24 protein-coding genes are annotated in these 24,750 nt (G+C 60.5%); 2 read left to right on the forward strand and 22 right to left on the reverse strand.

Annotated elements, in window-relative coordinates; all coding sequences use genetic code 11:
* Window positions 1-126: 126 nt before the first annotated feature.
* A complete protein-coding gene (locus F0P97_RS18830) occupies window positions 127-789 on the reverse strand; it encodes an RlmE family RNA methyltransferase (RefSeq protein WP_003053442.1) in 663 nt (220 codons plus the stop codon).
* 32 nt (window positions 790-821) lie between these two features.
* Between F0P97_RS18830 and F0P97_RS18835 the strand changes: the two genes are divergently transcribed.
* On the forward strand, window positions 822-1,292 hold the full coding sequence (locus F0P97_RS18835) for a YhbY family RNA-binding protein (RefSeq protein ID WP_003067342.1): 471 nt from the start codon (window positions 822-824) through the stop codon (window positions 1,290-1,292).
* A 53-nt stretch (window positions 1,293-1,345) separates the two neighbouring features.
* A complete protein-coding gene (locus F0P97_RS18840; protein WP_182283494.1) occupies window positions 1,346-2,104 on the forward strand; it encodes a glycosyltransferase in 759 nt (252 codons plus the stop codon).
* Window positions 2,105-2,185: 81 nt separating this feature from the next.
* On the opposite strand, the gene F0P97_RS18845 is transcribed toward F0P97_RS18840, so the two are convergent.
* From F0P97_RS18845 to rpsB, 21 genes are all read right to left on the reverse strand, one after another.
* Complete coding sequence (locus F0P97_RS18845) at window positions 2,186-3,070, reverse strand: Kdo hydroxylase family protein (RefSeq protein ID WP_182283495.1); 885 nt, start codon at window positions 3,068-3,070, stop codon at window positions 2,186-2,188.
* Window positions 3,071-3,116: 46 nt separating this feature from the next.
* Window positions 3,117-3,536, reverse strand: coding sequence for a DUF4149 domain-containing protein (locus F0P97_RS18850; RefSeq protein WP_182283496.1), 420 nt, complete (start codon window positions 3,534-3,536; stop codon window positions 3,117-3,119).
* Window positions 3,537-3,654: 118 nt separating this feature from the next.
* Window positions 3,655-4,131 carry a transcription elongation factor GreA gene (gene greA, locus F0P97_RS18855; protein WP_003053437.1) on the reverse strand — a complete coding sequence of 159 codons (477 nt, stop codon included), beginning with the start codon at window positions 4,129-4,131 and terminating at the stop codon, window positions 3,655-3,657.
* 220 nt (window positions 4,132-4,351) lie between these two features.
* Window positions 4,352-7,603 (reverse strand): carbamoyl-phosphate synthase large subunit, encoded by a 3,252-nt coding sequence (carB, locus tag F0P97_RS18860; RefSeq protein ID WP_182283497.1) that lies wholly within the window; start codon window positions 7,601-7,603, stop codon window positions 4,352-4,354.
* Window positions 7,596-8,768 carry a glutamine-hydrolyzing carbamoyl-phosphate synthase small subunit gene (gene carA / locus F0P97_RS18865; RefSeq protein ID WP_182283498.1) on the reverse strand — a complete coding sequence of 391 codons (1,173 nt, stop codon included), beginning with the start codon at window positions 8,766-8,768 and terminating at the stop codon, window positions 7,596-7,598. Before carA ends, carB begins: the two co-directional genes overlap by 8 nt.
* 172 nt (window positions 8,769-8,940) lie before the next feature.
* A complete protein-coding gene (locus F0P97_RS18870) occupies window positions 8,941-9,732 on the reverse strand; it encodes a TrmH family RNA methyltransferase (RefSeq protein WP_182283499.1) in 792 nt (263 codons plus the stop codon).
* A 216-nt stretch (window positions 9,733-9,948) separates the two neighbouring features.
* The gene (gene rnhB / locus F0P97_RS18875) at window positions 9,949-10,680 is read right to left on the reverse strand and encodes a ribonuclease HII (protein WP_182283500.1); all 732 of its coding nucleotides are present in this window, start codon (window positions 10,678-10,680) and stop codon (window positions 9,949-9,951) included.
* Entirely contained in the window at window positions 10,643-11,839 is a 1,197-nt protein-coding gene (lpxB, locus tag F0P97_RS18880) for a lipid-A-disaccharide synthase (RefSeq protein WP_182283501.1), read from the reverse strand. The genes rnhB and lpxB overlap by 38 nt, the downstream gene beginning before the upstream one ends.
* A 50-nt stretch (window positions 11,840-11,889) precedes the next feature.
* Complete coding sequence (gene lpxA, locus F0P97_RS18885) at window positions 11,890-12,678, reverse strand: acyl-ACP--UDP-N-acetylglucosamine O-acyltransferase (RefSeq protein ID WP_171832531.1); 789 nt, start codon at window positions 12,676-12,678, stop codon at window positions 11,890-11,892.
* 15 nt (window positions 12,679-12,693) lie between these two features.
* On the reverse strand, window positions 12,694-13,134 hold the full coding sequence (gene fabZ, locus F0P97_RS18890) for a 3-hydroxyacyl-ACP dehydratase FabZ (protein WP_003053425.1): 441 nt from the start codon (window positions 13,132-13,134) through the stop codon (window positions 12,694-12,696).
* Complete coding sequence (gene lpxD, locus F0P97_RS18895; RefSeq protein WP_182283502.1) at window positions 13,134-14,135, reverse strand: UDP-3-O-(3-hydroxymyristoyl)glucosamine N-acyltransferase; 1,002 nt, start codon at window positions 14,133-14,135, stop codon at window positions 13,134-13,136. Before lpxD ends, fabZ begins: the two co-directional genes overlap by 1 nt.
* Before the next feature lie 16 nt (window positions 14,136-14,151).
* Window positions 14,152-14,658 (reverse strand): OmpH family outer membrane protein, encoded by a 507-nt coding sequence (locus F0P97_RS18900; protein WP_034358744.1) that lies wholly within the window; start codon window positions 14,656-14,658, stop codon window positions 14,152-14,154.
* Entirely contained in the window at window positions 14,658-16,973 is a 2,316-nt protein-coding gene (bamA, locus tag F0P97_RS18905; protein WP_182283503.1) for an outer membrane protein assembly factor BamA, read from the reverse strand. Before bamA ends, F0P97_RS18900 begins: the two co-directional genes overlap by 1 nt.
* Window positions 16,974-17,016: 43 nt before the next feature.
* Complete coding sequence (gene rseP / locus F0P97_RS18910; protein WP_182283504.1) at window positions 17,017-18,387, reverse strand: RIP metalloprotease RseP; 1,371 nt, start codon at window positions 18,385-18,387, stop codon at window positions 17,017-17,019.
* A 91-nt stretch (window positions 18,388-18,478) separates the two neighbouring features.
* Window positions 18,479-19,657, reverse strand: coding sequence for a 1-deoxy-D-xylulose-5-phosphate reductoisomerase (ispC, locus tag F0P97_RS18915; protein ID WP_182283505.1), 1,179 nt, complete (start codon window positions 19,655-19,657; stop codon window positions 18,479-18,481).
* Window positions 19,654-20,511, reverse strand: a complete 858-nt coding sequence (locus F0P97_RS18920) for a phosphatidate cytidylyltransferase (RefSeq protein ID WP_182283506.1) — start codon at window positions 20,509-20,511, stop codon at window positions 19,654-19,656. The genes ispC and F0P97_RS18920 overlap by 4 nt, the downstream gene beginning before the upstream one ends.
* 14 nt (window positions 20,512-20,525) lie before the next feature.
* Entirely contained in the window at window positions 20,526-21,263 is a 738-nt protein-coding gene (gene uppS, locus F0P97_RS18925; RefSeq protein ID WP_003067377.1) for a polyprenyl diphosphate synthase, read from the reverse strand.
* Window positions 21,264-21,286: 23 nt separating this feature from the next.
* Window positions 21,287-21,847, reverse strand: coding sequence for a ribosome recycling factor (frr, locus tag F0P97_RS18930; RefSeq protein WP_003067379.1), 561 nt, complete (start codon window positions 21,845-21,847; stop codon window positions 21,287-21,289).
* 37 nt (window positions 21,848-21,884) lie between these two features.
* A complete protein-coding gene (pyrH, locus tag F0P97_RS18935; protein WP_003053409.1) occupies window positions 21,885-22,607 on the reverse strand; it encodes a UMP kinase in 723 nt (240 codons plus the stop codon).
* Between the two features lie 93 nt (window positions 22,608-22,700).
* Entirely contained in the window at window positions 22,701-23,594 is an 894-nt protein-coding gene (gene tsf, locus F0P97_RS18940) for a translation elongation factor Ts (RefSeq protein WP_003067381.1), read from the reverse strand.
* A gap of 194 nt (window positions 23,595-23,788) precedes the next feature.
* Window positions 23,789-24,541, reverse strand: coding sequence for a 30S ribosomal protein S2 (rpsB, locus tag F0P97_RS18945; protein ID WP_003067383.1), 753 nt, complete (start codon window positions 24,539-24,541; stop codon window positions 23,789-23,791).
* Window positions 24,542-24,750: the final 209 nt, after the last annotated feature.

Genomic DNA, 24,750 nt, shown 5'->3' on the forward strand with positions numbered 1-24,750 from the left:
CAAGGTACGGCCCTGCGGGCAATCGGCCCTAAGCCTGTGTTTTATCAAGGCTTTGCGCTATCAGTTTCACTGGTTTGCTGCAGCAAACCATGAGGTCAAATGCCCCTATGCAAGCCGGCAACTCCGTCAAGAGCCCTGCTTGAGACCCATCCCCACCAGGAAAATCTCGGCAGACCGGTCGCGCGATGCCTTGGGCTTGATGGGCTTGACCACCTTGAAGGTCTGCTTGAACAGATCCACCAGCTCGTTATAGCCGCTGCCGTGGAACAACTTGACCACCAGCGCGCCCTCGGGCTTCATGTTGTTGATCGCAAAATCGACGGCCATCTCGATGAGCACCGCAACTCGCGCACCGTCCGTGGCACCATGGCCCGACAGATTGGGCGCCATATCCGAGACCACCACGTCGGCCTTGCCGCCGCCCATGGCCTCTTCAAGTTGCGCCAGCACCGCCTCTTCACGAAAGTCGCCCTGGATGTAATGCACGCCCTCGATGGGCTCCATGGGCAGCAGGTCCAGCGAGATGATGCGGCCGTTGAGTTCGCCCACAGCCGCACCGCTGGGCGAGAGACGGCGGCGCACATACTGACTCCAGGCGCCGGGCGCGCAACCCAGGTCCACCACGGTGTGGCCGGGCTGAATCAGCTTGAGCGACTCGTCAATTTCCTTGAGCTTGTAGGCCGCGCGCGCACGATAGCCGTCCTTTTGGGCAGCTTTCACATACGGATCATTGATGTGATCGTGCAGCCAATTCTTATTGACCTTCTTGCTTTTGGTTTTGGTTTTCATGCCTGAATTCTCGCAGCCTTGATAATACGGGTATGCCCCAAATTGAATTAACTCCCGCACAGCGCCGGGAACACCGCGCCGAAGCCCACCATCTGGACCCCGTCGTCCTCATCGGTGGCGATGGTCTGACCACTGCCGTTCAAAAGGAAGTGGACGCCGCACTCAATGCCCATGGTCTGATCAAGGTCCGCGTTTTCGGCGACGACCGTGCAGCCCGCGAGCAGATCTACCAACAACTCTGCGACGAGCTGAACGCAGCTCCCATCCAGCACATCGGCAAGCTGCTGGTGCTGTGGCGCCCTATTCCCGAAAAGGAAAAGGCCTTTGACGAAGACCGCATGCCCGGTCCTCGCGACGTCAAGGTGCTCAAGTTCGGCCGCGCCGGCCAGAAGCCCGAAGTCAAGCAGCTGCGTGTGCTGGGCAACCAGCGCCTGACCGCCGGCGGCACCATCAAGCGCGCCAAGCCCAAGCAGAAGTCGGTCAAGAAAGGCCGTCAGGACTGATCTGCCGATCCGCCCGCCCACCCGCCTTTTTTCTTCGCCTAGACCACCAAGCCATGGCTCAGACCACACAGCAGCAACGCCACATTCTTTGCATGAAATGGGGCACCAAATACGGCCCGGAGTACGTCAACCGACTCTATGCCATGGTGCGCCGCCATCTCAGCGGAGATTTTCGCTTTGTCTGCCTGACCGACAGCACAGAGGGGATTCGCTCCGAAGTGGAGTGCTTTCCCATCCCCGACCTGAACATCCATCTGGCGCCCGGCCAGCGTGACGGCGCCTGGAAGAAGCTCACCACCTTCGAGCGCGACCTGCATGGCCTCAAGGGTCAGGCTCTGTTCCTGGACCTGGACGTGGTGATTGTGGGCAGCCTCGACGAGTTCTTCACGCTGCCCGGCGAGTTCCGCATCATTCACGACTATCCGCGTTTCTGGCGCTTTGGCGAACGCATTGTCGGCAACTCATCGGTCTACCGCTTCGAGCTGGGCGCCCATGCCGATGTGCTGGAGCATTTCCGCTCGCACACCGAAGAGATGCGCGGCAAGTACCGCAACGAGCAGGAGTATCTGTCACACTTTCTGCACAAGCAGGGCAAGCTCGACTACTGGCCTGCCGCCTGGTGCCCCAGCTTCAAGTACTACTGCATTCCGACCTGGCCCAGCAACTACTGGAAGGAGCCAGTGCCGCCGGCCGATGCGCGCATCGTGATCTTCCACGGCGAGGTGAACCCGCCCGATGCCCTGGAAGGCCGTCGCAACAAGCGCTTTCGCCATATCGAGCCCGCCAGGTGGATAGAGAAGGCCTGGGGCTGACTGGCTGCCGATGCAGCCGTAAAAACAAAAGGCGTTGACCGCGAGGTTCAACGCCTTTTTTGTGCCTGCCTTACCGATGGATCAGCGATATTTGGCATCAACCAGCGGATGCCCCTTCATGCGCGAGAGAATGGACAGCGGGCTGGCAGCCGGGTTGTATTCGCTGCCTGGCGGCAGAAACAAGGTCTGCTCCAGCATGTACTGCCCCGACATGACGGCATGCACTGCCTGATCGGAGAAACACACCCAGGTGGAACCTGCCGCGAAAGGCACGGTCTCCTGGGGAGCATTTTTCTGATAGTCAGGATCGCCCTTCATGCCGTCATGCAACTGCAGCATCAGATGATCGTATTCGCTGCGATAGGACTTGGTCACATGCAGCAGCTCCAGCGCCTTGGCCTGCCAGGCACTGTAGGGCTTGGCACGCGGCACAAAACGCTTGGCTACATCGGTGAACGGCTCGCCCACTCGCCAGACCCGGGGCTGGCCATCCGGATTGACATTGGTGAAGACGCGCAGAATGCGCTCGCCATAGTTGGGCCGCGAAGGAAAGGCATCCACATGCATGCGCTTGTCGTCGGCACGCCAGGACTGCGCCCGCGTTTCCACCTGCGAAGGGCGGTAGCTGGTGGGAGCCATGCGTACCACCGGCATATAGGCGGGGAACAGGCCGGCGATCAGCGCCGTGGCCTGCTCGCGAAAGCGTCCGACCATGGCCGCCACCTGCGCCTGCATGGCCTCGTCGCCCGCAACGCCCTTGATCGAGCCATCCACATTGAGGCTGATATTGCGCGTCTTGGGATCGCGCACATCGGGGCGCAGCAGCGCTTTTTCCTGCTCGGTCAGCTGGAAGCCCAGCCGGGGAAAGTACAGCACCTTGCCGGCCTCGACAGCAGCAGTCCATTCATCGCGCCCCTGGACATTGCTCCAGTCGGTCGCGTCGATTTTTACGATTTGAGATTCCATGGCTTCGGCAGTGTACTCCCCGCAGTCGGAGCGGGCTTGCACTGGATCAAGCCGGCTTGCGGGCACCCGCCACACGCCACAGCACGATGGCGGCGCACAGCCACTGCAGCGCATACATGCCAGTGCCCACGCTGTGCCAAAGTTTGAGATTCTCGCGCGCCACGATCTTGGGCGACACGCCATACTGCACCAGCAGGGCCAGCAGCATGCCTGCGATCACAAAACCGATAGCTGCTTGCGCCCATTGTTCAAGCTTTTCAGCATGTTTCCGCTTTGCAAACACCAGCAGGAGAGCGCAACACGCTATGGAAATCCATGTCTGCGCCGCAAACAGCTTGGCAGCCATAAAGCCCGCCAGAGCCGGCGTGGGCAGATGGGCAAACAGCATGGGCACAGCCACAAAGCCGATGGCGCTCAGGCTGCCCCACCACAGAGCCGCAAAAAAGAAAGGCAAGCGTTCAAACATAGTTACTGATCCAGGTAATCGGCGCGACACCCAATTCAGCAGAGACAGCAAGCAAGGGCCGCCCCGCAGCGAAGCTGTCGTCCCCTTGAGGGGAAGGCGCAAAGCGCCTCAGGGGTGGTCAAATATATTTAACGCCTACGATCTCGTAGCGACGCTCGCCGCCAGGTGCCTGCACCACGGCGGTATCGCCCTCTTCCTTGCCGATCAAGGCGCGGGCAATCGGGCTGGACACATTGATCAGGCCGTGCTTGAGGTCGGCCTCGTCCTCGCCCACGATCTGGTAGGTCACGGCCGAGCCGCTGTCTTCATCTTCCAGGTCCACGGTCGCACCGAACACAACGCGGCCGCCGGCATCCAGCTCGGTAGGATCGATCACCTGCGCGGCAGACAGCTTGCCTTCGACCTCGATGATGCGACCCTCGATGAAGCCCTGCTGCTCCTTCGCGGATTCGTATTCGGCGTTTTCGCTCAGGTCGCCCTGGGCACGGGCCTCTGCAATGGCTTGAATGACGGCGGGACGATCCACCGTCTTCAGGCGTTGCAGTTCCACCTTGAGCTTTTCTGCTCCGCGCTTGGTGATTGGGATGGTGGCCATGATCGAGTCTCCAAATTCAGCAAACGCCGCGCCCAGCGCGGCACCTCTCGCACAGGCCTGAGTGACAACGTCAAACAGGGGCCTGTGCCCCAAAAGCAAACCGCCGCACGTTGCCGCGCGGCGGTTCAAATACATTACCGCAGATTATGCCGTGTTTGCCGCGGCACAAGTGCGGTAAAAACCCGGCAGCCCTTGCGGGCTGCTTCGGGCGTCAGCCTTTTCAGGCCTTGGTCAGCATGGCATGCAGCTCTTGCACCGAGTGCACGTCCAGGCTGCCGCGCATGGCCTTCATGCCTTCCACGGCCGCTTCCGCGCCGAAGATGGTGGTGAAGGTGGTCACACGTGCCAGCAGTGCGCTGGTACGGATCTGGCGCGAGTCGGCGATGGCGTTGCGGCGCTCTTCCACGGTGTTGATGACCAGGGCGATTTCGCCATTCTTGATCATGTCCACGATGTGAGGACGGCCTTCAGTCACCTTGTTGACCGCTTGCACTTCCAGGCCAGCTTCAGCAATCGCTGCAGCCGTGCCGCGTGTGGCGCACAGGCTGTAGCCCATGGCAACCAGTTCCTTGGCCACGGCCACGGCACGGGTCTTGTCGTTGTTCTTCACCGACAGGAAGACCTTGCCTTCGGCAGGCAGGTGCACGCCGGCGCCCATCTGACTCTTCACAAAGGCTTCGCCAAAGGTCTTGCCCACGCCCATGACTTCACCGGTGGACTTCATCTCGGGGCCGAGAATGGTGTCCACGCCAGGGAACTTCACGAACGGGAACACGGCTTCCTTGACGCTGAAGTAAGGCGGTGTGACTTCCTTGGTGATGCCCTGCTCGGCCAGTGTATCGCCGGCCATGCAGCGTGCAGCCACCTTGGCCAGTTGCACGCCGGTGGCCTTGGAGACGAAGGGCACGGTGCGCGAGGCACGGGGGTTCACTTCCAGCACGTAGATCACGTCGTGGCCGTCCGCTTCCTTGATGGCGAACTGCACGTTCATCAGGCCCACCACATGCAGGCCTTCGGCCATGGCTGCGGTCTGGCGCTTGATCTCAGCGACGGTTTCGGCCTTCAGGTAGTAAGGGGGCAGCGAGCAGGCGGAGTCACCGGAGTGAACGCCGGCTTGCTCGATGTGCTCCATCACGCCGCCGATGTACACGGCACCGGTCTTGTCGCGCACGCAGTCCACGTCGCACTCGATGGCGTTGGACAGGAAGTGGTCCAGCAACACGGGAGAGTCGTTGGAGACCTTCACGGCTTCGCGCATGTAGCGCTCGAGGTCGCGCTGCTCGTGCACGATTTCCATGGCACGGCCGCCCAGCACATAGGAAGGACGCACCACCAGGGGGTAACCCAGGCCGGCTGCCTTTTCCAGGGCTTCGGCTTCGGTACGCGCAGTGGCGTTGGGAGGCTGGCGCAGACCCAGTTCGTTGAGCAGCTTCTGGAAGCGCTCGCGGTCCTCGGCAGCATCGATCATGTCGGGCGTGGTGCCGATGATCTTCACGCCTTCGCGCTCCAGGCCCAGGGCCAGCTTCAGAGGCGTCTGGCCGCCGTACTGCACGATCACGCCTTCGGGCTGCTCCACGTCCACGATTTCCAGCACGTCTTCCAGCGTCAGGGGCTCGAAGTACAGGCGGTCGGAGGTGTCGTAGTCGGTGGACACTGTCTCGGGGTTGCAGTTGACCATGATGGTTTCGTAACCATCTTCGCGCATGGCCATGGCGGCGTGCACGCAGCAATAGTCAAACTCGATACCCTGGCCGATACGGTTCGGGCCACCGCCCAGCACCATGATCTTCTTCTTGTCCGTGGGAGCGGCTTCGCACTCTTCGTCATACGTGGAGTACATGTATGCGGTGTTGGAAGCGAACTCTGCCGCGCAGGTGTCCACGCGCTTGAAGACGGGACGCACCTTCAGCGCCTTGCGCGCTTCGCGCACGGCCTTGTCGCTGGTGTGCAGCAGCTTGGCCAGGCGGCGGTCGGAGAAGCCCTTTTGCTTGAGGCTGCGCAGGGTCTGGGCATCCAGAGCCGCCAGGGCGCCTTCGCCCTTTTCTTCGTAGAGCTTGTCCAGCTCGAGTTCGATCTTGACGATCTCTTCGATCTGCACCAGGAACCACTTGTCGATCTTGGTGATGTTGTGCACCTCGTCCAGCGACCAGCCGGCAGCGAAAGCGTCGCCCACATACCAGATGCGGTCGGGACCGGGCTCGCCCAGTTCCTTTTCCAGGATTTCGCGATCCTGGGTCTTTTCGTTCATGCCGTCCACGCCCACTTCCAGGCCGCGCAAGGCCTTCTGGAAGGACTCCTGGAAGGTACGGCCGATGGCCATCACTTCGCCCACGGACTTCATCTGCGTGGTCAGGCGGTTGTCGGCAGCGGGGAACTTCTCGAAGGCGAAACGCGGGATCTTGGTGACCACATAGTCGATCGAGGGCTCGAACGAAGCGGGGGTCTTGCCACCGGTGATTTCGTTCTTGAGCTCATCCAGCGTGAAGCCCACGGCCAGCTTGGCCGCGATCTTGGCGATGGGGAAGCCCGTGGCCTTGGAAGCCAGTGCCGAGGAACGCGAGACGCGGGGGTTCATCTCGATGACGATCATGCGACCGTCCTTGGGATTCACCGAGAACTGCACGTTGGAGCCACCCGTGTCCACACCGATTTCACGCAGGACGGCCAGAGATGCATTACGCATGATCTGGTATTCCTTGTCGGTCAGTGTCTGGGCCGGCGCCACGGTGATGGAGTCACCGGTGTGCACGCCCATGGGGTCCAGGTTTTCGATGGAGCAGACGATGATGCAGTTGTCGGCGGTGTCGCGCACCACTTCCATCTCGTACTCTTTCCAGCCCAGCAGGGATTCCTCGATCAGCAGCTCGTTGGTGGGCGAAGCCTCCAGACCGCGCTTGCAGATGGTTTCGAATTCCTCGGGGTTGTAGGCAATGCCGCCGCCGGTGCCGCCCAGCGTGAAGCTGGGGCGGATGACGGTGGGGAAGCCCATCTGCTTTTGCACGGCCCAGGCTTCGTCCATGGAGTGGGCGATGCCGGAGCGTGCGGAGCCCAGACCGATCTTGGTCATGGCGTCCTTGAACTTCAGACGGTCTTCGGCCTTGTCGATGGCTTCGGGCTTGGCACCGATCAGCTCCACCTTGTACTTGTCCAGCACGCCGTGCTTCCACAGGTCCAGCGCACAGTTCAGCGCGGTCTGGCCGCCCATGGTGGGCAGGATGGCATCGGGGCGTTCCTTGGCGATGATCTTCTCGACCGTCTGCCAGGTGATGGGCTCGATGTAGGTGACGTCGGCGGTGGCCGGGTCGGTCATGATCGTGGCAGGGTTGCTGTTGATCAGGATGACCTTGTAGCCCTCTTCGCGCAGGGCCTTGCAGGCCTGCACGCCGGAGTAGTCAAACTCGCAGGCCTGACCGATCACGATGGGACCGGCGCCAATGATCAGAATGCTTTTTAGGTCGTTGCGCTTAGGCATTTTTGTGTTTCTCCATCAGCGCTGTGAAGCGGTCAAACAGATAGCCGATATCGTGCGGGCCGGGCGATGCTTCGGGGTGACCCTGGAAGCAGAAAGCGGGAACATCGGTGCGCTCCAGGCCTTGCAACGTGCCGTCAAACAGGCTGATGTGCGTGGCGCGGGCATTGGCGGGCAGCGACTCCAGTTCCACCGCAAAACCGTGGTTCTGGCTGGTGATGCTGACGTGGCCGGTGTCCAGGTCCTTGACGGGGTGGTTGGCACCGTGGTGGCTGTTCTGCATCTTGAAGGTCTTGGCGCCGGAGGCCAGAGCCATGATCTGATGACCCAGGCAAATGCCGAACACAGGCATCTTGGCAGCCATGATCTCTTGCACAGCGGCAATGGCGTAGTCGCAGGGCGCGGGGTCGCCAGGGCCATTGGACAGGAACACGCCGTCCGGATTCAGGGCCAGCACGTCCTTGGCGGGCGTCTGGGCAGGCACCACGGTCACGTCGCAGCCACGCTCGGCCAGCATGCGCAGAATGTTCTTCTTCACGCCGAAGTCATAGGCCACAACCTTGAACCTGGGCGATTCGAGCTTGCCGTAGCCTTCACCCAGCGTCCACTCGGCCTCGGTCCATGGATAGGACTTGTCGGTGGACACGACCTTGGCCAGATCCAGACCCTTCATGCTGGGTGCGGCCTTGGCGGCGGCAATGGCCTCGTCGATCCTGGCCTGGGTGACTTCTTCACCAGCGGCCAGACCCACGATTGCGCCGTTCTGCGCGCCTTGATCACGCAGCAGTCGCGTGAGCTTGCGGGTGTCGATGTTGGCGATGGCGACGGTCAACCCTTCGCTCAGGTACTCGGACAGCGTCTGAGTGCTTCGGAAGTTGCTGGCCAGCAAAGGCAGGTTCTTGATGATGAGACCTGCGGCATGGATCTTGTCAGCTTCGACGTCTTCAGGATTGACACCGTAGTTGCCGATGTGCGGATACGTGAGCGTCACGATCTGCTGGCAATAGCTGGGGTCTGTGAGGATTTCCTGGTAGCCGGTCAGCGAAGTGTTGAAAACGACTTCGCCAACGGTGGTGCCTTGCGCACCAATCGAGTTGCCAATAAAGACCGTGCCGTCTGCGAGCGCCAGAATGGCGGATGGGAAATTTCCCTTGAGAGACAAAAGCACTGGGTTCTCCGGTTTTTTAATTACGGTTACGCCCAACGAAGCCCCGGCGTGTGCGCTGGGACATTTGTGTCTGCAGGGAATGGCGAGGAAGCGTCGCTAGGCGTATGAAGGAATGCTTGAAAGCCGCCCATTATAGGCTCTGTCCGCTTCACCCCTTTGAAGTGCCCCGGGATTACCCTCTACGGCGTAGCATGCTTACGCTGCTCGCATGCAGGCAGATCGCGGCGGCAGCAGCCACATTGAGTGACTCCTCACCTCCGGGCTGCGCAATGCTGATGCGGTGGCTCGCCATCTCCATCAGCGCATCGCCCACGCCCTGCCCCTCATGGCCCATGGCCCAGGCACAGGGCCATGGCAGATCTGCCTCATGGATCAATGTCCCCTGATGGGAGCTGGTCACTACCAGGGGGACTTGCAGGCCTTGCACATCATCGACCGATGCCGCCTCGACCAGATGCAGCCCGAAGTGAGCACCCATTCCAGCGCGCAGCACCTTCTGGCTCCACAGCGCGGCCGTGCCCTTGAGCGCCACGATCTGGGTGAAGCCGAAGGCCGACGCGCTGCGCAGGATGCTGCCCACATTGCCGGCATCCTGGACGCGGTCCAGCACCACGGTGGCAACGCCCGGCTGCACCTGCACACCCGCATCCCAGTCCATCACATAGCCCATGCGGGCGGGAGATTCCAGAGCGCTGATCTCGTCGAACAAGGCATCTGCCAGCACCACGACCCTGCTGGCGACCTGCACCCACTCCTCGGGTGCCTGAGGCCAGAAAGACTGCGCAAAAACGGCAAGCTTCGGTTTCAGACCCCGCACCAGGGCCGCACGGCAAAGATGATCGCCTTCAAGCCAGACCTGCCCCTGTTTGCGATAGGCCGTGCTGTCCTGGGACAGACGGCGCAGTTCTTTGACGAAAGCGTTGTCGCGCGAATGAATGTCCGTGACCTGGGGGCGTGCAGCCATTTCGACCTCTGAGAAAAAACAAGAACCCGGCATGCAAGCACCTGGCCGAGCCTGAAACGAGAACACGACTTACGCAAAACGGGTTCAGGCCGGGCGACTGCCTCAGAAGGCAGGCCGTTGCGGCACTCTTGTTTGCGCAAGCCCCAAAGAAGATAGAACGCCCGAAGCGGCCCTGCACCGTACTCGGGAATGCAGACAATGTCGATCAGGCGCGCATCAGACGTAGAGCGATGCCTGCGACATCTGCAGGCTGGACGTCACACCCGACAGCCCGGTCTCGCACAGCACAGGCTGCGCCGTGCCGCCTGCACACACCTGGCCAGCTTGCAGCACCTGGGCCACGGGTGCAAAGGAGCGCCGATGCTCTGCCGTCGCACCATGGGCGCGCAAGGCCTGCAGATGCGCGGCCGTGCCATACCCCTTGTGTCCGGCGAAGCCATACTGCGGGTACTGGGCGTCCAGGCGTTCGCACCAGCGGTCGCGCGTGACCTTGGCCAAAATGGACGCTGCAGAAATGGCCTGCACCAGCGAGTCCCCCTTGACGATGGCCTCGGCCTGCACATCGATCTGCGGCAGCTGGTTGCCATCCACCAGCACCAGCACGGGCTTGAGACGCAAGCCCATCACCGCACGACGCATGGCCAGCAGCGTTGCCTTGAGGATGTTGATCTCATCGATCTCCTGCACCGAAGCCTGAGCTATGCAAAAGCACAGCGCCTTGGCACGGATTTCGTCGTAGAGCACCTCGCGGCGGTTGGCCGTGAGCTTCTTGGAGTCATTAAGCCCGGCAATGGGCTTCAGATCGTCCAGGATGACGGCGGCAGCCACCACCGGGCCGGCCAGCGGGCCGCGCCCTGCCTCATCCACCCCGGCAACCAGCCCGGGCGGATGCCAGGGCAGGCAGCCTTGCTCAAGCAGTGGGGGTGGCAATGATTTTTTGGATCGCATGGGCAGCCAGTTCGGCAGTATCGCGGCGCAGTTCGTGATGTAGCGCGGTGAAGCGCTCAACCAGCGCTTCAATGGTGGCAGGAGAATCCTGGCTGGCTCTGAGCCAGCCCAGTGCGGCCTGGGCCAGTGCCTCTGGAGTTGCAGCATCCTGCAGCAGCTCGGGCACGACAAAATCGCCGCACAGAATATTGGGCAGCCCCACCCACGGCTGTAGCTGTTTGCGCTTCATGAGGCGCCAGCTCCAGGGATGCATGCTGTAGCTGATGACCATGGGGCGCTTGTAGAGCGCGGCCTCCAGCGTGGCGGTGCCGCTGGCGATCAGCGTGCAGTCGCAGGCTGCCAGCACATCGTGGGACTGGCCCTTGACGATGAGGCATTTGCCCTGCATGCCGGCCTCGGCAGCAATGCGCTGCACCTCTTCGTACAGCGAAGGCACGGCCGGCACCACGATCCGGGTCTGAGGCAATGCCTTCTGGACCAGCGCCGCCGCCTTGAAAAAGCCTGAGGCAATGTAGCGCACCTCGGAGCGGCGGCTGCCGGGCAGCAAGGCCAGCACCAGACCCTCTTCGGCCAGGCCCAGGCGCGCACGCGCGGCCGCTCTATCGGGGTGCAACGGAATCACCTGCGCCAGCGGATGACCGACGTAGGTGGCTTCAATGCCGTGCTGGGCCAGCAGTTCGGGCTCGAACGGAAAGATGCACAGCACATGGTCGGCAGCGCGACGGATTTTCTCCACGCGATCGGCACGCCAGGCCCAGATCGAAGGGCAGACAAAGTGCACGGTCTTGATGCCGGCTTCACGCAGGCTGGTTTCCAGCCCCAGGTTGAAGTCGGGGGCATCCACACCGACGAAGACCGAGGGCGGATGCGCAATCAGGCGCTGACGCAGCTTTTTGCGAATACCAAGCAACTCGGCCACGCGAGCCAGCACTTCCCAGCTGTAACCGTGCACGGCCAGGCGCTCTGACTGCCACCAGGCGTCAAAGCCGCGCTCCTGCATTCTGTCACCGCCTATGCCCATGGAGCTCGCATCGGGCCAGCGCTGACGAAGACCGTCCAGCAACAGCGAAGCCAGCAGATCGCCCGAGGCCTCGCCTGCCACCATGGCAATGCTGGGCGCTATGGAATCTGGAGCAGCTTGCGCCTGCTTATTAGACATTTCAGAGCTATTCACGTCTCAAACTCAGATAGGGACAGCGCGAGTCGCTATCAACGTGTAATGCCGTTGCTTGCCGATGCCAGAAAGGACTGCATGAAGTCCACGTCCTGCACGGCTTCAGGCGTTGCCGACTTGATCGCATCCATGGCCGCAATGGCATGTTCCAGCGTCAGACCCTGGCGGTACAGCAGCTTGTGCATTTCACGCACGGCGGCAATTCGTGCATCCGAGAAGCCACGACGCTTGAGACCAATCAGATTCACACTGCGAGCGGCCAGCGGATTGCCATCCACCGTCATGAAGGGCGGCACATCCTTGTTCACATGGGCCTGAAAGCCCACCATGGCATGTGCACCTATGCGCATGCGCTGCAGCACACCGGTCAGGCCACCAATCGTCACCCAGTCGCCGACATGCACATGGCCCGCCAGCGTGGTGTTGTTCGCCAGCGTGGTCTGGTTGCCAATGATGCAGTCATGCGCGATATGCACATAGGCCATGATCCAGTTGTCATTGCCGATGGTCGTCTCGCCGCGATCCTGAGTGGTCCCCGTATTGAAGGTACAGAACTCGCGCACCGTGTTGCGATCGCCGATCACCAGACGCGTGGGCTCGCCCGCATACTTCTTGTCCTGGGGCTGCGCACCCAGCGACGCAAACTGGAAGATGTGGTTGCCTTCACCAATGGTGGTGTCGCCTTCGATCACGCAATGCGCACCCACCTTGCTGCCGGCGCCAATGCGCACCCTGGGGCCGATGACGGCATACGGCCCTACCGACACCGAGGTGTCAAGCTGGGCCGCAGGGTCCACCACGGCGGTGGGATGAATCAAGCTCACAGCCGCCATCAACGCTTATCCCACGTGACGCATGGTGCACATCAGCTGAGCTTCAGCGGCCACTTCGCCATCCACGCTGGCGACGGCGTTGAACTTCCAGATGCCGCCGCGCACGCGGTCGATGGTGATCTCCAGAGCCAGCTGGTCTCCCGGCACCACGGGGCGCTTGAAGCGAGCCGAGTCGATGCCCACGAAATAGTAGATATTGTTTTCATCGGGCACCTGGCCCATGGCGTCGAAGGCCAGCAAGCCGGCTGCCTGGGCCAGAGCTTCAAGAATCAGCACGCCGGGCATGACGGGACGGCCGGGGAAATGACCGGTGAAGAACGGCTCGTTGAAGGTGACGTTCTTGATCGCCTTGATGCGTGTGTTGCGCTCAAGCTCCAGCACCCGGTCCACCAGAAGAAAAGGATAGCGGTGAGGCAGTTGCTTGAGAATTTCTTGAATATCCATCATCAATTTCCGTTGTTGCTTTGCCGGCCCTCAGCCAGCGCTTGTTCAAGCTTCTTGACCCGCTCCCGGAGCGTGTACAACTGCCTGAAGGTTGCAGCGTTCTTTTCCCATTGCTCGTTCTCTTGCAACGGAAAGATGCCTGTATAAAAACCTGCCTTGGGCAAGGAGCGAGTGACCATGGAGGTCGGCGAAATCACCGTACCATCCGCAATCGTCAAATGCCCCAGAATATTGGCGGCTCCACCGATCTGGCAGCGCTTGCCGATGCGCGCACTGCCGGCAATACCGGTGTTGCCGGCAATCACCGTATGCGCACCAATGTGCACATTGTGGGCAATCTGCACCAGATTATCGATCTTGACGCCATCTTCAATGACTGTGTCATCAAGTGCCCCACGATCCACGCAGGTGTTGGCACCGATTTCCACATCGTTGCCGATGCGCACGGCCCCCAGTTGCTCTATCTTTTCCCATTGGCCCGCCGAGGGCGCAAAGCCGAAGCCGTCGGCTCCGATGACCACACCGGGATGCAGAATGCAGCGCTCGCCCAGTACACAGCCCTGGCTGATGGTGACGCGCGATTTCAGCACCGTATCGGCACCGATGACCGCGCCTGCCTCCACCACACATTGCGGCCCCACATAGGCACTTTCATCCACCTGGGCCGTGGCATGCACCACCGCAGTCGCATGGATGCCGCGCGGCTTGCCGCCCTGCTGGTGCGCCTTCCACCACTGGGTGGCCCGCGCGAAATAGGCATAAGGATCGGCCGTGACAATGCAGGCGCCACGCTGCGCAGCTTCATCACGCATCGTCGGCGCCACAATGACACAGGCCGCCTGTGAGGCGGCCAGTTGCTGGCGATAGCGGGGATTGCTTAAAAAGCTCAGATCACCGTGACCCGCAGAGTCCAGCGGCGCGATGCGCGAGATGGTCATCTCGCGCTCGCCGCCGATCAGTTCTCCACCGAGCGCATCGAGAATCTGTCCCAATAGAACGCTCACAAAAGTATCCTTGGGATTACTTTGTGCCGTTCAGGGCCTTGATGACCTTGTCGGTGATATCAAACTTGGGGTTGATATACACGGCCTCTTGCAAGATGACGTCGTACTTTTCAGTCTCGGCCACTTGCTTGACAACCTTGTTCGCACGATCCAGCACGGTGGCCAGCTCTTCGTTCTTGCGAGCGTTCAGGTCTTCCTGGAATTCACGGCGCTTGCGCTGGAATTCACGATCCTGATCCACCAGCTGACGCTGGCGCGAAGCACGCTGGCTCTCGGACATGGTGGTGGCTTCACGCTCGAACTTGTCCGAGGCGCTCTTCAAGGAATTGCCCTGATCGACCAAATCCTTTTCACGCTTAGAAAACTCCTGCTCAAGCTTGGCTTGGGCAGCCTTGGCAGCGGATGCCTCACGGAAGATACGATCCGTGTTCACAAAACCGGCCTTGAATTCCTGTGCATGCGCAGAGACGGCCATGGCGCCAAGCAGCACAGCCAGAGAAAGATGGCTAGAGAGAGATTTCATTAGAAAGATGTTCCGATTTGGAATTGCAGTTTCTGGATTCTATCGCCGGTTTCCTTACGGATTGGCTGAGCATACGCCAAACGCAGAGGGCCCAGCGGCGAAATCCAACTAATACCGATACCGGTGGAAGCACGCAAAGTTCCCAGATCCATGCTTTCACCTTCCGCCCACACATTACCCACGTCCACAAAGCCGAACAGACGCAGTGTTCTGTCATTACCGGCACCTGGGAACGGAACCATGAATTCGCCATTCAAGGTCAGCTTGCGCGTACCACCCAGGGCCAGATTGGTGTTCACGGAATCGTGCTTGCCCAGGGAGCCTTGCTCGAAGCCGCGCACCGAGCCCAGACCGCCCGAGTAGAAGTTCTTGAAGATGGGATAGGGATTGCCGCCAAGACCCTTGCCCCAGCCCAGTTCACCGTTCAGGGCGATGGTGTACTTCTTGTTCAACGGGATATATTGCTGAATCTGGTAATTGGCCTTCGCATAGCGCATGTCGCTCATGAACGACGCTTCCAGATTCACACGCTGATAGCGGCCGGCATTCGGAGCCAGCGCGCTGTCGCGATTATCGCGAGACCATCCCAGCGTCAGAGGGATACCGGTCTTGGAGCAGCCGATATTCGCACCGACGGCGCCACCGCAATATTCGTTGTAGACCTCGGGCATATAGGTGCCCGGCTTGATCTCATTGCCTTCGACACCGGCACCGAAGAAGACGGTGTCCACTTCGCTGAAGGGCACGCCGAAGCGCACGCTGGCACCCTTGGTGATGATCTTGTAGGCGCCATCGTCATAGTAGGGACGGATGGTGCGGTAGTACAGGTCATAGGTGCGCGAGATACCGGTATCCGTGAAGTACGGATTGGTTGTCGACACCACCATGGTGCGGTTGTATTTGCTGGTGTTGATGTCCAGGCCCAGATAGTTGCCCGAGCCAAAAACGTTTTCCTGCTTGATACCGAAGGACAGCGAGACCTTTTCGGCGCTGGAAAAACCTGCACCCAGCTGAATCGAGCCCGTGGGCTTTTCAACCACATTGATCATCAGGTCGACCTGATCGGGAGAGCCTGGCACTTCCTGGGTTTCGATTTCAACCTGGGTGAAGAAGCCCAGACGGTCGACACGGTCGCGCGACAGCTTGATCTTCTGGCCGTCATACCAGGAGGCCTCGAACTGGCGGAACTCGCGGCGAATCACTTCGTCGCGGGTCTTGTTGTTGCCGCTGACGCTGATGCGACGGATATAGGCGCGACGCGAAGGCTGCGCTTGCAACACGATGGCCACGCGATTGTTGGCGCGATCGATCTCGGGCACAGCTTCGACCTTGGCGAAAGCAAAACCGAAATTGCTGTAATAGTCGGTAAAAGCCTTGATGGTCTCGGAAACCTGGTCGGCGTTATAGGGTTCGCCGGGCTTGATCTTGACCAGCGACTTGAACTCGTCGTCGCGATCCAGGTAGTTGCCTTCGAGCTTCACGCCGGAGACCACATACTGGTCGCCTTCGTGAATGTTCACGGTCAGGCCGATATTTTGCTTGTCCGGAGAAATGGCAACCTGTGTGGACTCCACACGGAACTCCAGATAGCCTCGCTGCAGATAGTAGGAGCGCAGCGACTCCAGGTCGGCATTGAGCTTGTTGCGCGCATAACGGTCAGACTTGGTGTACCAGCTCATCCAGTTGCCGGTGTCCTGGTCGAACAAGTCCTTGAGCGTCGATTCCTTGAAGGCCTTGTTGCCCACAATGTGGATTTCGTTGATCTTGGCCGGCTCGCCTTCGGAGACGGTGAAGGTCAGGTTCACTCGGTTGCGCTCGATAGGCGTCACCGTGGTCACCACTTCAGCGCCATACAGGCTGCGGTTGATGTACTGGCGCTTGAGCTCTTGCTCGGCGCGATCAGCCAGCGCCTTGTCGAAAGGACGGCCATCGGCCAGGCCCACGTCACGCATGGCCTTGAGCAGAGTGTCCTTGTCGAACTCCTTGGTGCCGGCAAAGTTCACCTCGGCAATGGTGGGGCGCTCTTCCACGACCACCACCAGCACATTGCCATTGGCTTCGAGGCGCACGTCCTTGAACAGACCCAGAGCAAATAGCGAACGAATGGCAGCAGCGCCCTTTTCGTCGTTGTAGTCATCGCCCACGCGCAAAGGCATGGAAGCGAACACCGTACCGGGCTCCACTCGCTGCAAACCCTCGACGCGGATATCTTGAACTTTGAAGGGCTCCAATGCCCATGCCGCTTGCGCAGCTAAAACCATAGCAGCCATGGCAGTTGCAGAGCGCACGCCCAAGCGATTGAAATGTTTTTTCATGAGTGGAAATCGCCGCGAATGCGGCCTACCGTAGCGGTAAAAATTAGCCCCAGAGCCGGTTGATATCGTTGAAAAAGGCGACTGACATCATCAGCAATATGACTGCGACGCCTGCACGCTGCAGTCTTTCAGCCCAGACATCAGAGACACTGCGCCCCGTCAAACCTTCCCAAAGATAATACATCAGGTGCCCACCATCCAGAACGGGCAATGGTAGCAGGTTGAGAACGCCCAGGCTGATGCTGATCAGCGCGAGGAACGACAGGTATTGCACCAGTCCCATGCTGGCGGACTTGCCCGCATAGTCTGCGATCGTCAAAGGACCGCTGATATTCTTGAGCGAGGCCTGACCGATCAGCATGCGCCCCATCATGCGCAGTGTCATGGAAGACAGCTCCCAGGTCTTGTGCACACCGGCACTCAGGCCATCGAGAAAGCCGCGGCGCACCAGCACCATTTCCGGCTGGCTGCCGATGACGGCGTTCACACGTGCAGTTGCAGCTTGCCCATCCTTGCCAGGTACTATTTCCGGCTGCACCCGCAGATTCAGACGCTGGCCCGCGCGCTCCACAACCCACACCTGCGGCTCAACCTGTCCAGATGCACCCGAGGCTCGAATCGCGGCACGCGCCTGCGCGCCATCCAGAACTGCCTGAGCATTGATGCTGAGCAGCACATCGCCTTTTTGCAGGCCCGCCTTGTCTGCCGGGCCTCCTGCGACAATCTCGTCAATGACCGCGCGGCTCCAGGCTCCCTGCAGCCCCACCTTGTCAAAGAAAGCCGCATCTGGTTCCTTTTGTTGCAAAGAAGCGAGATCCAGCGGCACGATGCGCGCCGCGCCATGCGCCTGGTCAGCCACTTCCAGCTGCAGGGACTCGCCTTCAATGGCCGCCGTCGTCACCAGCCAGCGCAAATCACCCAGAGCACGCACAGGCTGCCACTCCTGGCCTCCCACTGCGGCACGCTGCACCCAGTCGCCACTTTGAATACCGGCCTGATGCAGCAACGTGCCTTCCGGAGGAGCCGCGAGTCGGGCTGCAGGCTCGTTGGCCCCCACCCAGTTGACCACCGCCAGCAGCACCACGGCCAGCACCAGATTGGCTGCCGGCCCCGCGGCAACAATGGCTGCACGTGAACGCAGGGGCTGATTGTTGAAGGCCAGATGTTTTTCCTCGGGCCTGACCTCGCCCTCGCGTTCATCAAGCATGCGCACATAGCCGCCCAGAGGCAGCGCTGCGATCACATACTCGGTGCCCGATTTCTTGCCGGCCCAGCGCAACAGAGGCTTGCCAAAGCCCACGGAGTAACGCAGCACCTTGACGCCGCAAGCCACGGCAACGCGATAGTGGCCCCACTCATGCACTGCAATCAGAACACCGAGCGCCACGATGAAAGCCACAACCGTCAGCAACACCTGAAACTCCTTAATGCCAATCAATGCTTGGAGTGTGCAGCAAGCCGCAAGTTCAACCGCAACTCCTCAAGCACCCGAACCCGGCGCCAGATCAGCGCGCCCACTGCCTGGCTATGTCAGCCGCACGCTCGCGCGCTCGCTCATCGAGCGCCATCAACTCTTCCAGACTGCCTACGGCACCGGGCTGCACGGATTCCAGCGTCTGCAGATTGACGGCATGAATGCGGTCAAACGACAGGCGACGCTCCAGGAATGCGGCGACCGCCACTTCGTTCGCTGCGTTGAGCACCGTGGTTGTGCCCTCGGGCGCGCACAGCGCCTGCCAGGACAGATGAAGGCCCGGAAAGCGCTGCGCATCCGCCTCCTCGAAGGTCAGCGCCGCCAGCTTGGTGAAATCCAGTACAGGTGCGCCGCTCTCGATGCGCTTGGGCCAGGCCAGACCGCAGGCAATCGGCACCCGCATATCAGGCGTTCCCAGCTGGGCGAGCACCGACGAATCCTTGAACTGCACCATGGAGTGCACGATCTGCTGCGGATGGATCACCACCTTGATCTTCTCGGGCGCCATATCGAACAGCCAGCGCGCCTCGATCACCTCCAGCGCCTTGTTCATCATGGTGGCCGAGTCCACCGAGATCTTGCGCCCCATGGAGAAATTCGGGTGAGAGCACGCCTGCTCAGGAGTGATCTCGGACAGCGTCGCCGGGTCGCGTTGACGGAAGGGACCGCCGGATGCCGTCAACAGCAAGGAGTCGACGCGATCAGTCCAGGTGCGGCTGTCTTCGGGCAGACACTGGAAGATGGCCGAGTGCTCGCTATCAATGGGCAGCAAGGTGGCACCATGGCGCTTGACGGTGTCCATGAACAGGGCACCGCCCACCACCATGGCCTCCTTGTTGGCCAGCAGCAGACGCTTGCCAGCCCTGGCAGCCGCCAGACAGGGCGCCAGACCGGCCGCTCCGACAATCGCCCCCATGACGGCATCCACATCAGGATGCGACGCAATCACTTCAAGAGCATCCCGCTCCTGAAGAACCTGTGTTTGAAGCCCGTTATGCTTGATTGCCTCAGCCAGTTGACGAGCATGGGGCGCACTGGCCATCACAGCGAACTGCGGCTTGAACTGCGCGCATTGCCTGAGCATCAGATCCACTTGCGTGGCTGCGCTCAGCGCGAAGATTTCGTATTGTTCAGGGTGGCGTGCCACCACATCCAGGGTATTGGTTCCGATGGAACCGGTAGAACCCAGAACCGTGATTTTCTGCTTCATGGATGCACAAAGGATGAGAGCATCATCGCCAACGGCAGTGTGGGCAGGAGAGCATCAATGCGATCCAGGACACCACCATGGCCGGGCAGCAAGCCGCTGCTGTCCTTGACACCGACGCTGCGCTTGATGAGGGATTCGACCAGGTCGCCCACCACACTCATCGCAGCCATAAACACCGCAGCCAGCAGCAGGAACCAAAGTCCGCGCGACTGCAGCACCGAATAGAAACTGGGAACACCGGCGCCGTAGTGACGATCTGCCCAGCTCCAGACCAGAGCCAGAACAATCACCCCCAGCATGCCGCCCCAGACACCTTCCCAGCTCTTGCCGGGACTGATGGAAGGAGCAAGCTTGTTCCTGGTGAACTTCAGGCCGAAAGTGCGACCCGCAAAGTAGGCAAAAACATCGGCCACCCAGACCAGCACCAGCACCGACAGCAGGAAGTTGATGCCGATATTGCGCGCCTGCACCACGGCCAGCCAGGCCAGCCACAATGCCAGCACGCCGCCGACCAGACGGACTGCTGCCGGAATATGCGGCCAGCCCGCCACACCAGCGCGCAGCAGCAAAACGCCCCCCAGCACCCAGAGGGAACCCGCAATCAGCCACACCGTGGGCAGAGGCTGATCCACCCAGCCGGCCCACCAGGAGCCAGCGCACAGCGCCGTACAGACAGCACCCAGAGCCAGCGAGCCTGCCTGTCCAAAACCATTGAGTCGCCCCCACTCCCAGGCACCGGCCGCCATGAACAACAGCATCAGTGCGGCAAAAGGCACGGTGCTGGCCGTATAAAACAGTGCCGGCAGCAAAATGGCCAGCAGAATCAAGGCGGTAATGACGCGCTGCTTGAGCATGGCACCTCTTATGGTTAAGCCGTCAGGGTGACGGTGGATGATGGTTGAATCTGCTCGGAAGTCTGGCCGAAGCGGCGCTCACGACCGCCAAACACGGCAATGGCCTCGTCAAGAGCCGCCTCGTCGAAATCAGGCCACAGGGCATTGCTGAAAAAAAGCTCTGTATAAGCAGCCTGCCAGAGCAGGAAATTGCTGATGCGGGTTTCACCGCCGGTGCGGATCATGAGATCAGGATCCGGCACATGGGCCAAGGCCATGGCCCTGTCCAGATTCTCGGGAGTCAGCTCCAGCCCCTGGGCCACCAACTTCTGTGCAGCCTGGGCTATATCCCAGCGGCCGCCGTAGTTGAAGCAGACGTTGAGAACCAGACGCGTGTTGTGGGCGGTGATGCGCTCAGCCTCGGCCAAGCCCTCTCGAACCTTGTCGCTCAGCCCCTGACGGTCGCCGACAAAGTACAGACGCACGCCGTCGCGGCTGAGTTGAGCGACTTCCTTGGCCAGGGCATTGGCCAGCAGGCTCATGAGCCCCGAAACCTCTTCCTGAGGCCTGTTCCAGTTCTCGGAGGAAAACGCAAACACCGTGAGCACCTGCACGCCGCGCTCGACGCAGGCGCGAGCGCAGCGGCGCAGGGACTCCACCCCCTGCTTGTGACCGGCAAGACGTGGAAGCAGACGGCGCTTGGCCCACCGTCCGTTGCCGTCCATGATGACGGCGATATGGCGCGGAACCGCGCCGTTTTTCTTGGATGTCAAAAGTGCAAGTCCTTTGGAAAGACTCAGACCGCCATGATGTCCTGTTCCTTGGCCGCCACCAGCGTATCGACCTCGGCAATATGCTTGTCGGTGATCTTCTGGATTTCGGCTTCGGAGCGCTTCTGATCGTCTTCAGAGGCTTCCTTGTCCTTGACCAGCTTCTTCACGCCTTCGTTGGCATCGCGGCGCAGGTTGCGAACGGCAATCTTGGCGTTCTCGCCTTCGTTGCGCGCCAGCTTGGTCATTTCCTTGCGGCGCTCTTCGCTCATGGGAGGCATGGGCACGCGAATCAGATCGCCCATGGAGGCAGGATTCAGGCCCAGATCACTCTCGCGAATGGCCTTTTCCACCTTGGCAGCCATGTTCTTTTCCCAGGGCTGCACGCTGATGGTGCGGGAATCCAGCAAAGACACATTGGCCACCTGAGACAGAGGCACCATGGAGCCGTAGTACTCGACATGAATGGCATCCAGCAGCGCGGGATTCGCACGGCCGGTACGCACGCGAGCCAGGTTGTTCTTCAGAGCCTCGATGGACTGACCCATCTTGGTTTCGGTGTTCTTTTTGATTTCAGCGATCGTCATGTTCTTGTTCCTTTGCGGGCATGTGGCGGCAAAACGCTCAAGCGTACACCAGAGTGCCTTCGTCTTCACCCATGACCACGCGCTTGAGTGCGCCGGGCTTGACGATGGAGAACACGCGAATCGGCAGCTTCTGGTCGCGGCACAGCGCGAAAGCCGTGGCATCCATGATGCCCAGATTGCGCGAGATGGCCTCATCGAAAGCCAGCTTGTCGTAACGCGTGGCCGAAGGATCCTTGACCGGATCAGCCGTGTACACGCCATCCACCTTGGTGGCCTTGAGCACGACTTCGGCGCCGATTTCAGCACCGCGCAGCGCAGCGGCCGTGTCGGTGGTGAAGAAGGGATTGCCCGTGCCGGCAGCGAACACCACGACCTTGCCCTCTTCCAGGTACTGCAGCGCCTTGGGACGCACATAGGGCTCGACCACCTGCTCGATACCGATGGCGGACATCACGCGAGCCGTCAAACCCTGCTTGTCCATGGCATCTGCCAGAGCCAGGGCGTTCATCACCGTGGCCAGCATGCCCATATAGTCGGCAGTCGCACGGTCCATGCCGACCGAGCCACCTGCCACGCCGCGGAAGATGTTGCCGCCGCCGATCACCACGGCAACCTGCACACCCACCTTGGTCACTTCCACGATCTCAGCCACCATGCGTTCGATGGTTGCACGGTTGATGCCGAACTGGTCATCTCCCATTAACGCCTCCCCCGACAGCTTGAGCAAGATGCGCTTGTGGGCTGGAATGGCGTTGGACATGGTGTTTCTCCGATGGAAGTTGAATGAGTATGAAAACGGGAGGGGAATAAATCAATCGCGGCTCTAGGCCGCGATTGTTGCTAAGGCTTAGGTTTAAGCACCAGCCTTGGCTGCTGCCACCTGGGCAGCCACTTCAGCGGCGAAGTCATCAGTCTTCTTCTCAATGCCTTCACCCACGACATACATCGTGAACGCCTTCACATTGGTGTTGGCAGCCTTGAGCATCTGAGCCACGGTTTGCTTGCCGTCAGCAGCCTTCACGAAGACCTGGTCAGCCAGGGACACTTCCTTCAGGTACTTCTGCACGGAGCCTTCCACCATCTTGGAAACGATGTCGGCAGGCTTGCCGGATTCGGCTGCCTTGCCTTCGGCCACAGCGCGTTCCTTGGCGATCAGGTCAGCAGGCACGTCAGCGGAAGTCAGAGCCACGGGCTTCATGGCAGCCACGTGCATTGCCACGTCCTTGGCAGCAGCAGCGTCGCCGTCGAACTCGACCACCACGCCAATGCGGGTGCCGTGCACGTAGGCAGCCAGGCCAGCGCCGCTGAAAGCCTTGAAGCGACGGAAGGACATGTTTTCGCCGATCTTGCCGATCAGACCCTTGCGCACGTCTTCCAGAGTGGGGCCGTAGCCGTCTTGTTCGTAGGCCAGAGCGCCCAGAGCGTCCAGGTCAGCAGGGTTGTGCTCAGCGACCAGCTTGGCAGCGGCGTTGGCCATGGCCAGGAAGCTGTCGTTCTTGGACACGAAGTCGGTTTCGCTGTTCACTTCGATCAGGCCGCCCTTGCCGCCGTCGATGAAAGCAGCCACAACGCCTTCAGCAGTCACACGGGAAGCGGCCTTGCCAGCCTTGGTACCCAGCTTGACGCGCAGCAGCTCTTCAGCCTTGGCCATATCGCCATCAGCTTCGGTCAGAGCCTTCTTGCATTCCATCATGGGGGCGTCGGTCTTGGCGCGCAGTTCAGCGACCATGCTTGCAGTAATTGCCATCGTATTTCTCCAGTATCAGTTCGATTCGTTACAGGAACGACTTACGCAAACTGGCAAAGGCACGAAACTCGCCTTTGTGACACACCGCCGGTGCATTCTTTCTTGCGTAAGTCCAGTCAGGATTCCGGCTAAAAAAACGGGGCTACCTAGAGCCCCGCTTTTTCTCGCGATGCGGTCGCGCAGCCGGACTTCGCTTAGGCGGCGGATTCTTCCACTTCCACGAACTCGTCGCCGTTCTCACCGGCAGCAGCCTTCACCACGTCGTTCAGACGAGCTTCACGGCCTTCCAGGATTGCGTCGGCGATGCCTTGGGCATACAGCTGCACAGCCTTGGCGGAGTCGTCGTTACCAGGGATCACGTAGTCGATGCCGTCGGGGTTGTGGTTGGTGTCAACCACGCCGATCAGAGGAATGCCCAGCTTCTTGGCTTCAGCGATAGCGATCTTGTGGAAGCCCACGTCGATCACGAAAATGGCGTCGGGCAGACCGTTCATGTCCTGAATGCCGCCGATGTCCTTTTCCAGCTTTTCCAGTTCGCGAACGAACATCAGCTGTTCCTTCTTGGACATGGATTCCAGACCAGCTTCTTGCTGAGCCTTCATGTCCTTCAGACGCTTGATGGAGGTCTTGACGGTCTTGAAGTTGGTCAGCATGCCGCCCAGCCAGCGCTGGTCAACGAAGGGCACGCCAGCGCGCTTGGCTTCTTCAGCCACCAGCTCACGGGCTTGACGCTTTGTACCCACCATCAGGATGGTGCCGCCGTTAGCAGTCAGCTGCTTGGCGAACTTCTGGGCTTCCTGGAACATCGGCAGGGACTTTTCCAGGTTGATGATGTGGATCTTGTTGCGGGCACCGAAGATGAACGGAGCCATCTTGGGATTCCAGAAACGAGTTTGGTGACCGAAGTGGACGCCGGCTTCCAGCATCTCGCGCATTGTTACTGCCATGTTAATTACCTCAAAGGTTGGGTCTAAAATCCGGCCCAACGATTGCAGCCGCCTTGAAAAAGCGTCTGCAACACCTTGAATAGGCCGGTTTGCTATTTGCCTTGCCGACTTAAAAGCAATTGTTGCAACACACAAAACGCCATCGCATCAACCACTTTCAGAGCTTTTCAAGTCAATCCTCACGGACTAACCCTTAGCAAAGCCGCAAA

Source organism: Comamonas testosteroni (genome assembly GCF_014076415.1).
GTDB lineage: Bacteria > Pseudomonadota > Gammaproteobacteria > Burkholderiales > Burkholderiaceae_C > Comamonas > Comamonas testosteroni_F.

What these genes read in the sequence shown, in the direction of transcription:
- F0P97_RS18830 (WP_003053442.1), bottom strand. Translation starts at nt 789, where the DNA reads ATGAAAACCAAAACCAAAAGCAAGAAGGTCAATAAGAATTGGCTGCAC.
- F0P97_RS18835 (WP_003067342.1), top strand. Translation starts at nt 822, where the DNA reads ATGCCCCAAATTGAATTAACTCCCGCACAGCGCCGGGAACACCGCGCC.
- F0P97_RS18840 (WP_182283494.1), top strand. Translation starts at nt 1,346, where the DNA reads ATGGCTCAGACCACACAGCAGCAACGCCACATTCTTTGCATGAAATGG.
- F0P97_RS18845 (WP_182283495.1), bottom strand. Translation starts at nt 3,070, where the DNA reads ATGGAATCTCAAATCGTAAAAATCGACGCGACCGACTGGAGCAATGTC.
- F0P97_RS18850 (WP_182283496.1), bottom strand. Translation starts at nt 3,536, where the DNA reads ATGTTTGAACGCTTGCCTTTCTTTTTTGCGGCTCTGTGGTGGGGCAGC.
- greA (WP_003053437.1), bottom strand. Translation starts at nt 4,131, where the DNA reads ATGGCCACCATCCCAATCACCAAGCGCGGAGCAGAAAAGCTCAAGGTG.
- carB (WP_182283497.1), bottom strand. Translation starts at nt 7,603, where the DNA reads ATGCCTAAGCGCAACGACCTAAAAAGCATTCTGATCATTGGCGCCGGT.
- F0P97_RS18870 (WP_182283499.1), bottom strand. Translation starts at nt 9,732, where the DNA reads ATGGCTGCACGCCCCCAGGTCACGGACATTCATTCGCGCGACAACGCT.
- rnhB (WP_182283500.1), bottom strand. Translation starts at nt 10,680, where the DNA reads ATGCGATCCAAAAAATCATTGCCACCCCCACTGCTTGAGCAAGGCTGC.
- lpxB (WP_182283501.1), bottom strand. Translation starts at nt 11,839, where the DNA reads ATGTCTAATAAGCAGGCGCAAGCTGCTCCAGATTCCATAGCGCCCAGC.
- fabZ (WP_003053425.1), bottom strand. Translation starts at nt 13,134, where the DNA reads ATGATGGATATTCAAGAAATTCTCAAGCAACTGCCTCACCGCTATCCT.
- F0P97_RS18900 (WP_034358744.1), bottom strand. Translation starts at nt 14,658, where the DNA reads ATGAAATCTCTCTCTAGCCATCTTTCTCTGGCTGTGCTGCTTGGCGCC.
- bamA (WP_182283503.1), bottom strand. Translation starts at nt 16,973, where the DNA reads ATGAAAAAACATTTCAATCGCTTGGGCGTGCGCTCTGCAACTGCCATG.
- ispC (WP_182283505.1), bottom strand. Translation starts at nt 19,657, where the DNA reads ATGAAGCAGAAAATCACGGTTCTGGGTTCTACCGGTTCCATCGGAACC.
- F0P97_RS18920 (WP_182283506.1), bottom strand. Translation starts at nt 20,511, where the DNA reads ATGCTCAAGCAGCGCGTCATTACCGCCTTGATTCTGCTGGCCATTTTG.
- frr (WP_003067379.1), bottom strand. Translation starts at nt 21,847, where the DNA reads ATGACGATCGCTGAAATCAAAAAGAACACCGAAACCAAGATGGGTCAG.
- pyrH (WP_003053409.1), bottom strand. Translation starts at nt 22,607, where the DNA reads ATGTCCAACGCCATTCCAGCCCACAAGCGCATCTTGCTCAAGCTGTCG.
- tsf (WP_003067381.1), bottom strand. Translation starts at nt 23,594, where the DNA reads ATGGCAATTACTGCAAGCATGGTCGCTGAACTGCGCGCCAAGACCGAC.
- rpsB (WP_003067383.1), bottom strand. Translation starts at nt 24,541, where the DNA reads ATGGCAGTAACAATGCGCGAGATGCTGGAAGCCGGCGTCCACTTCGGT.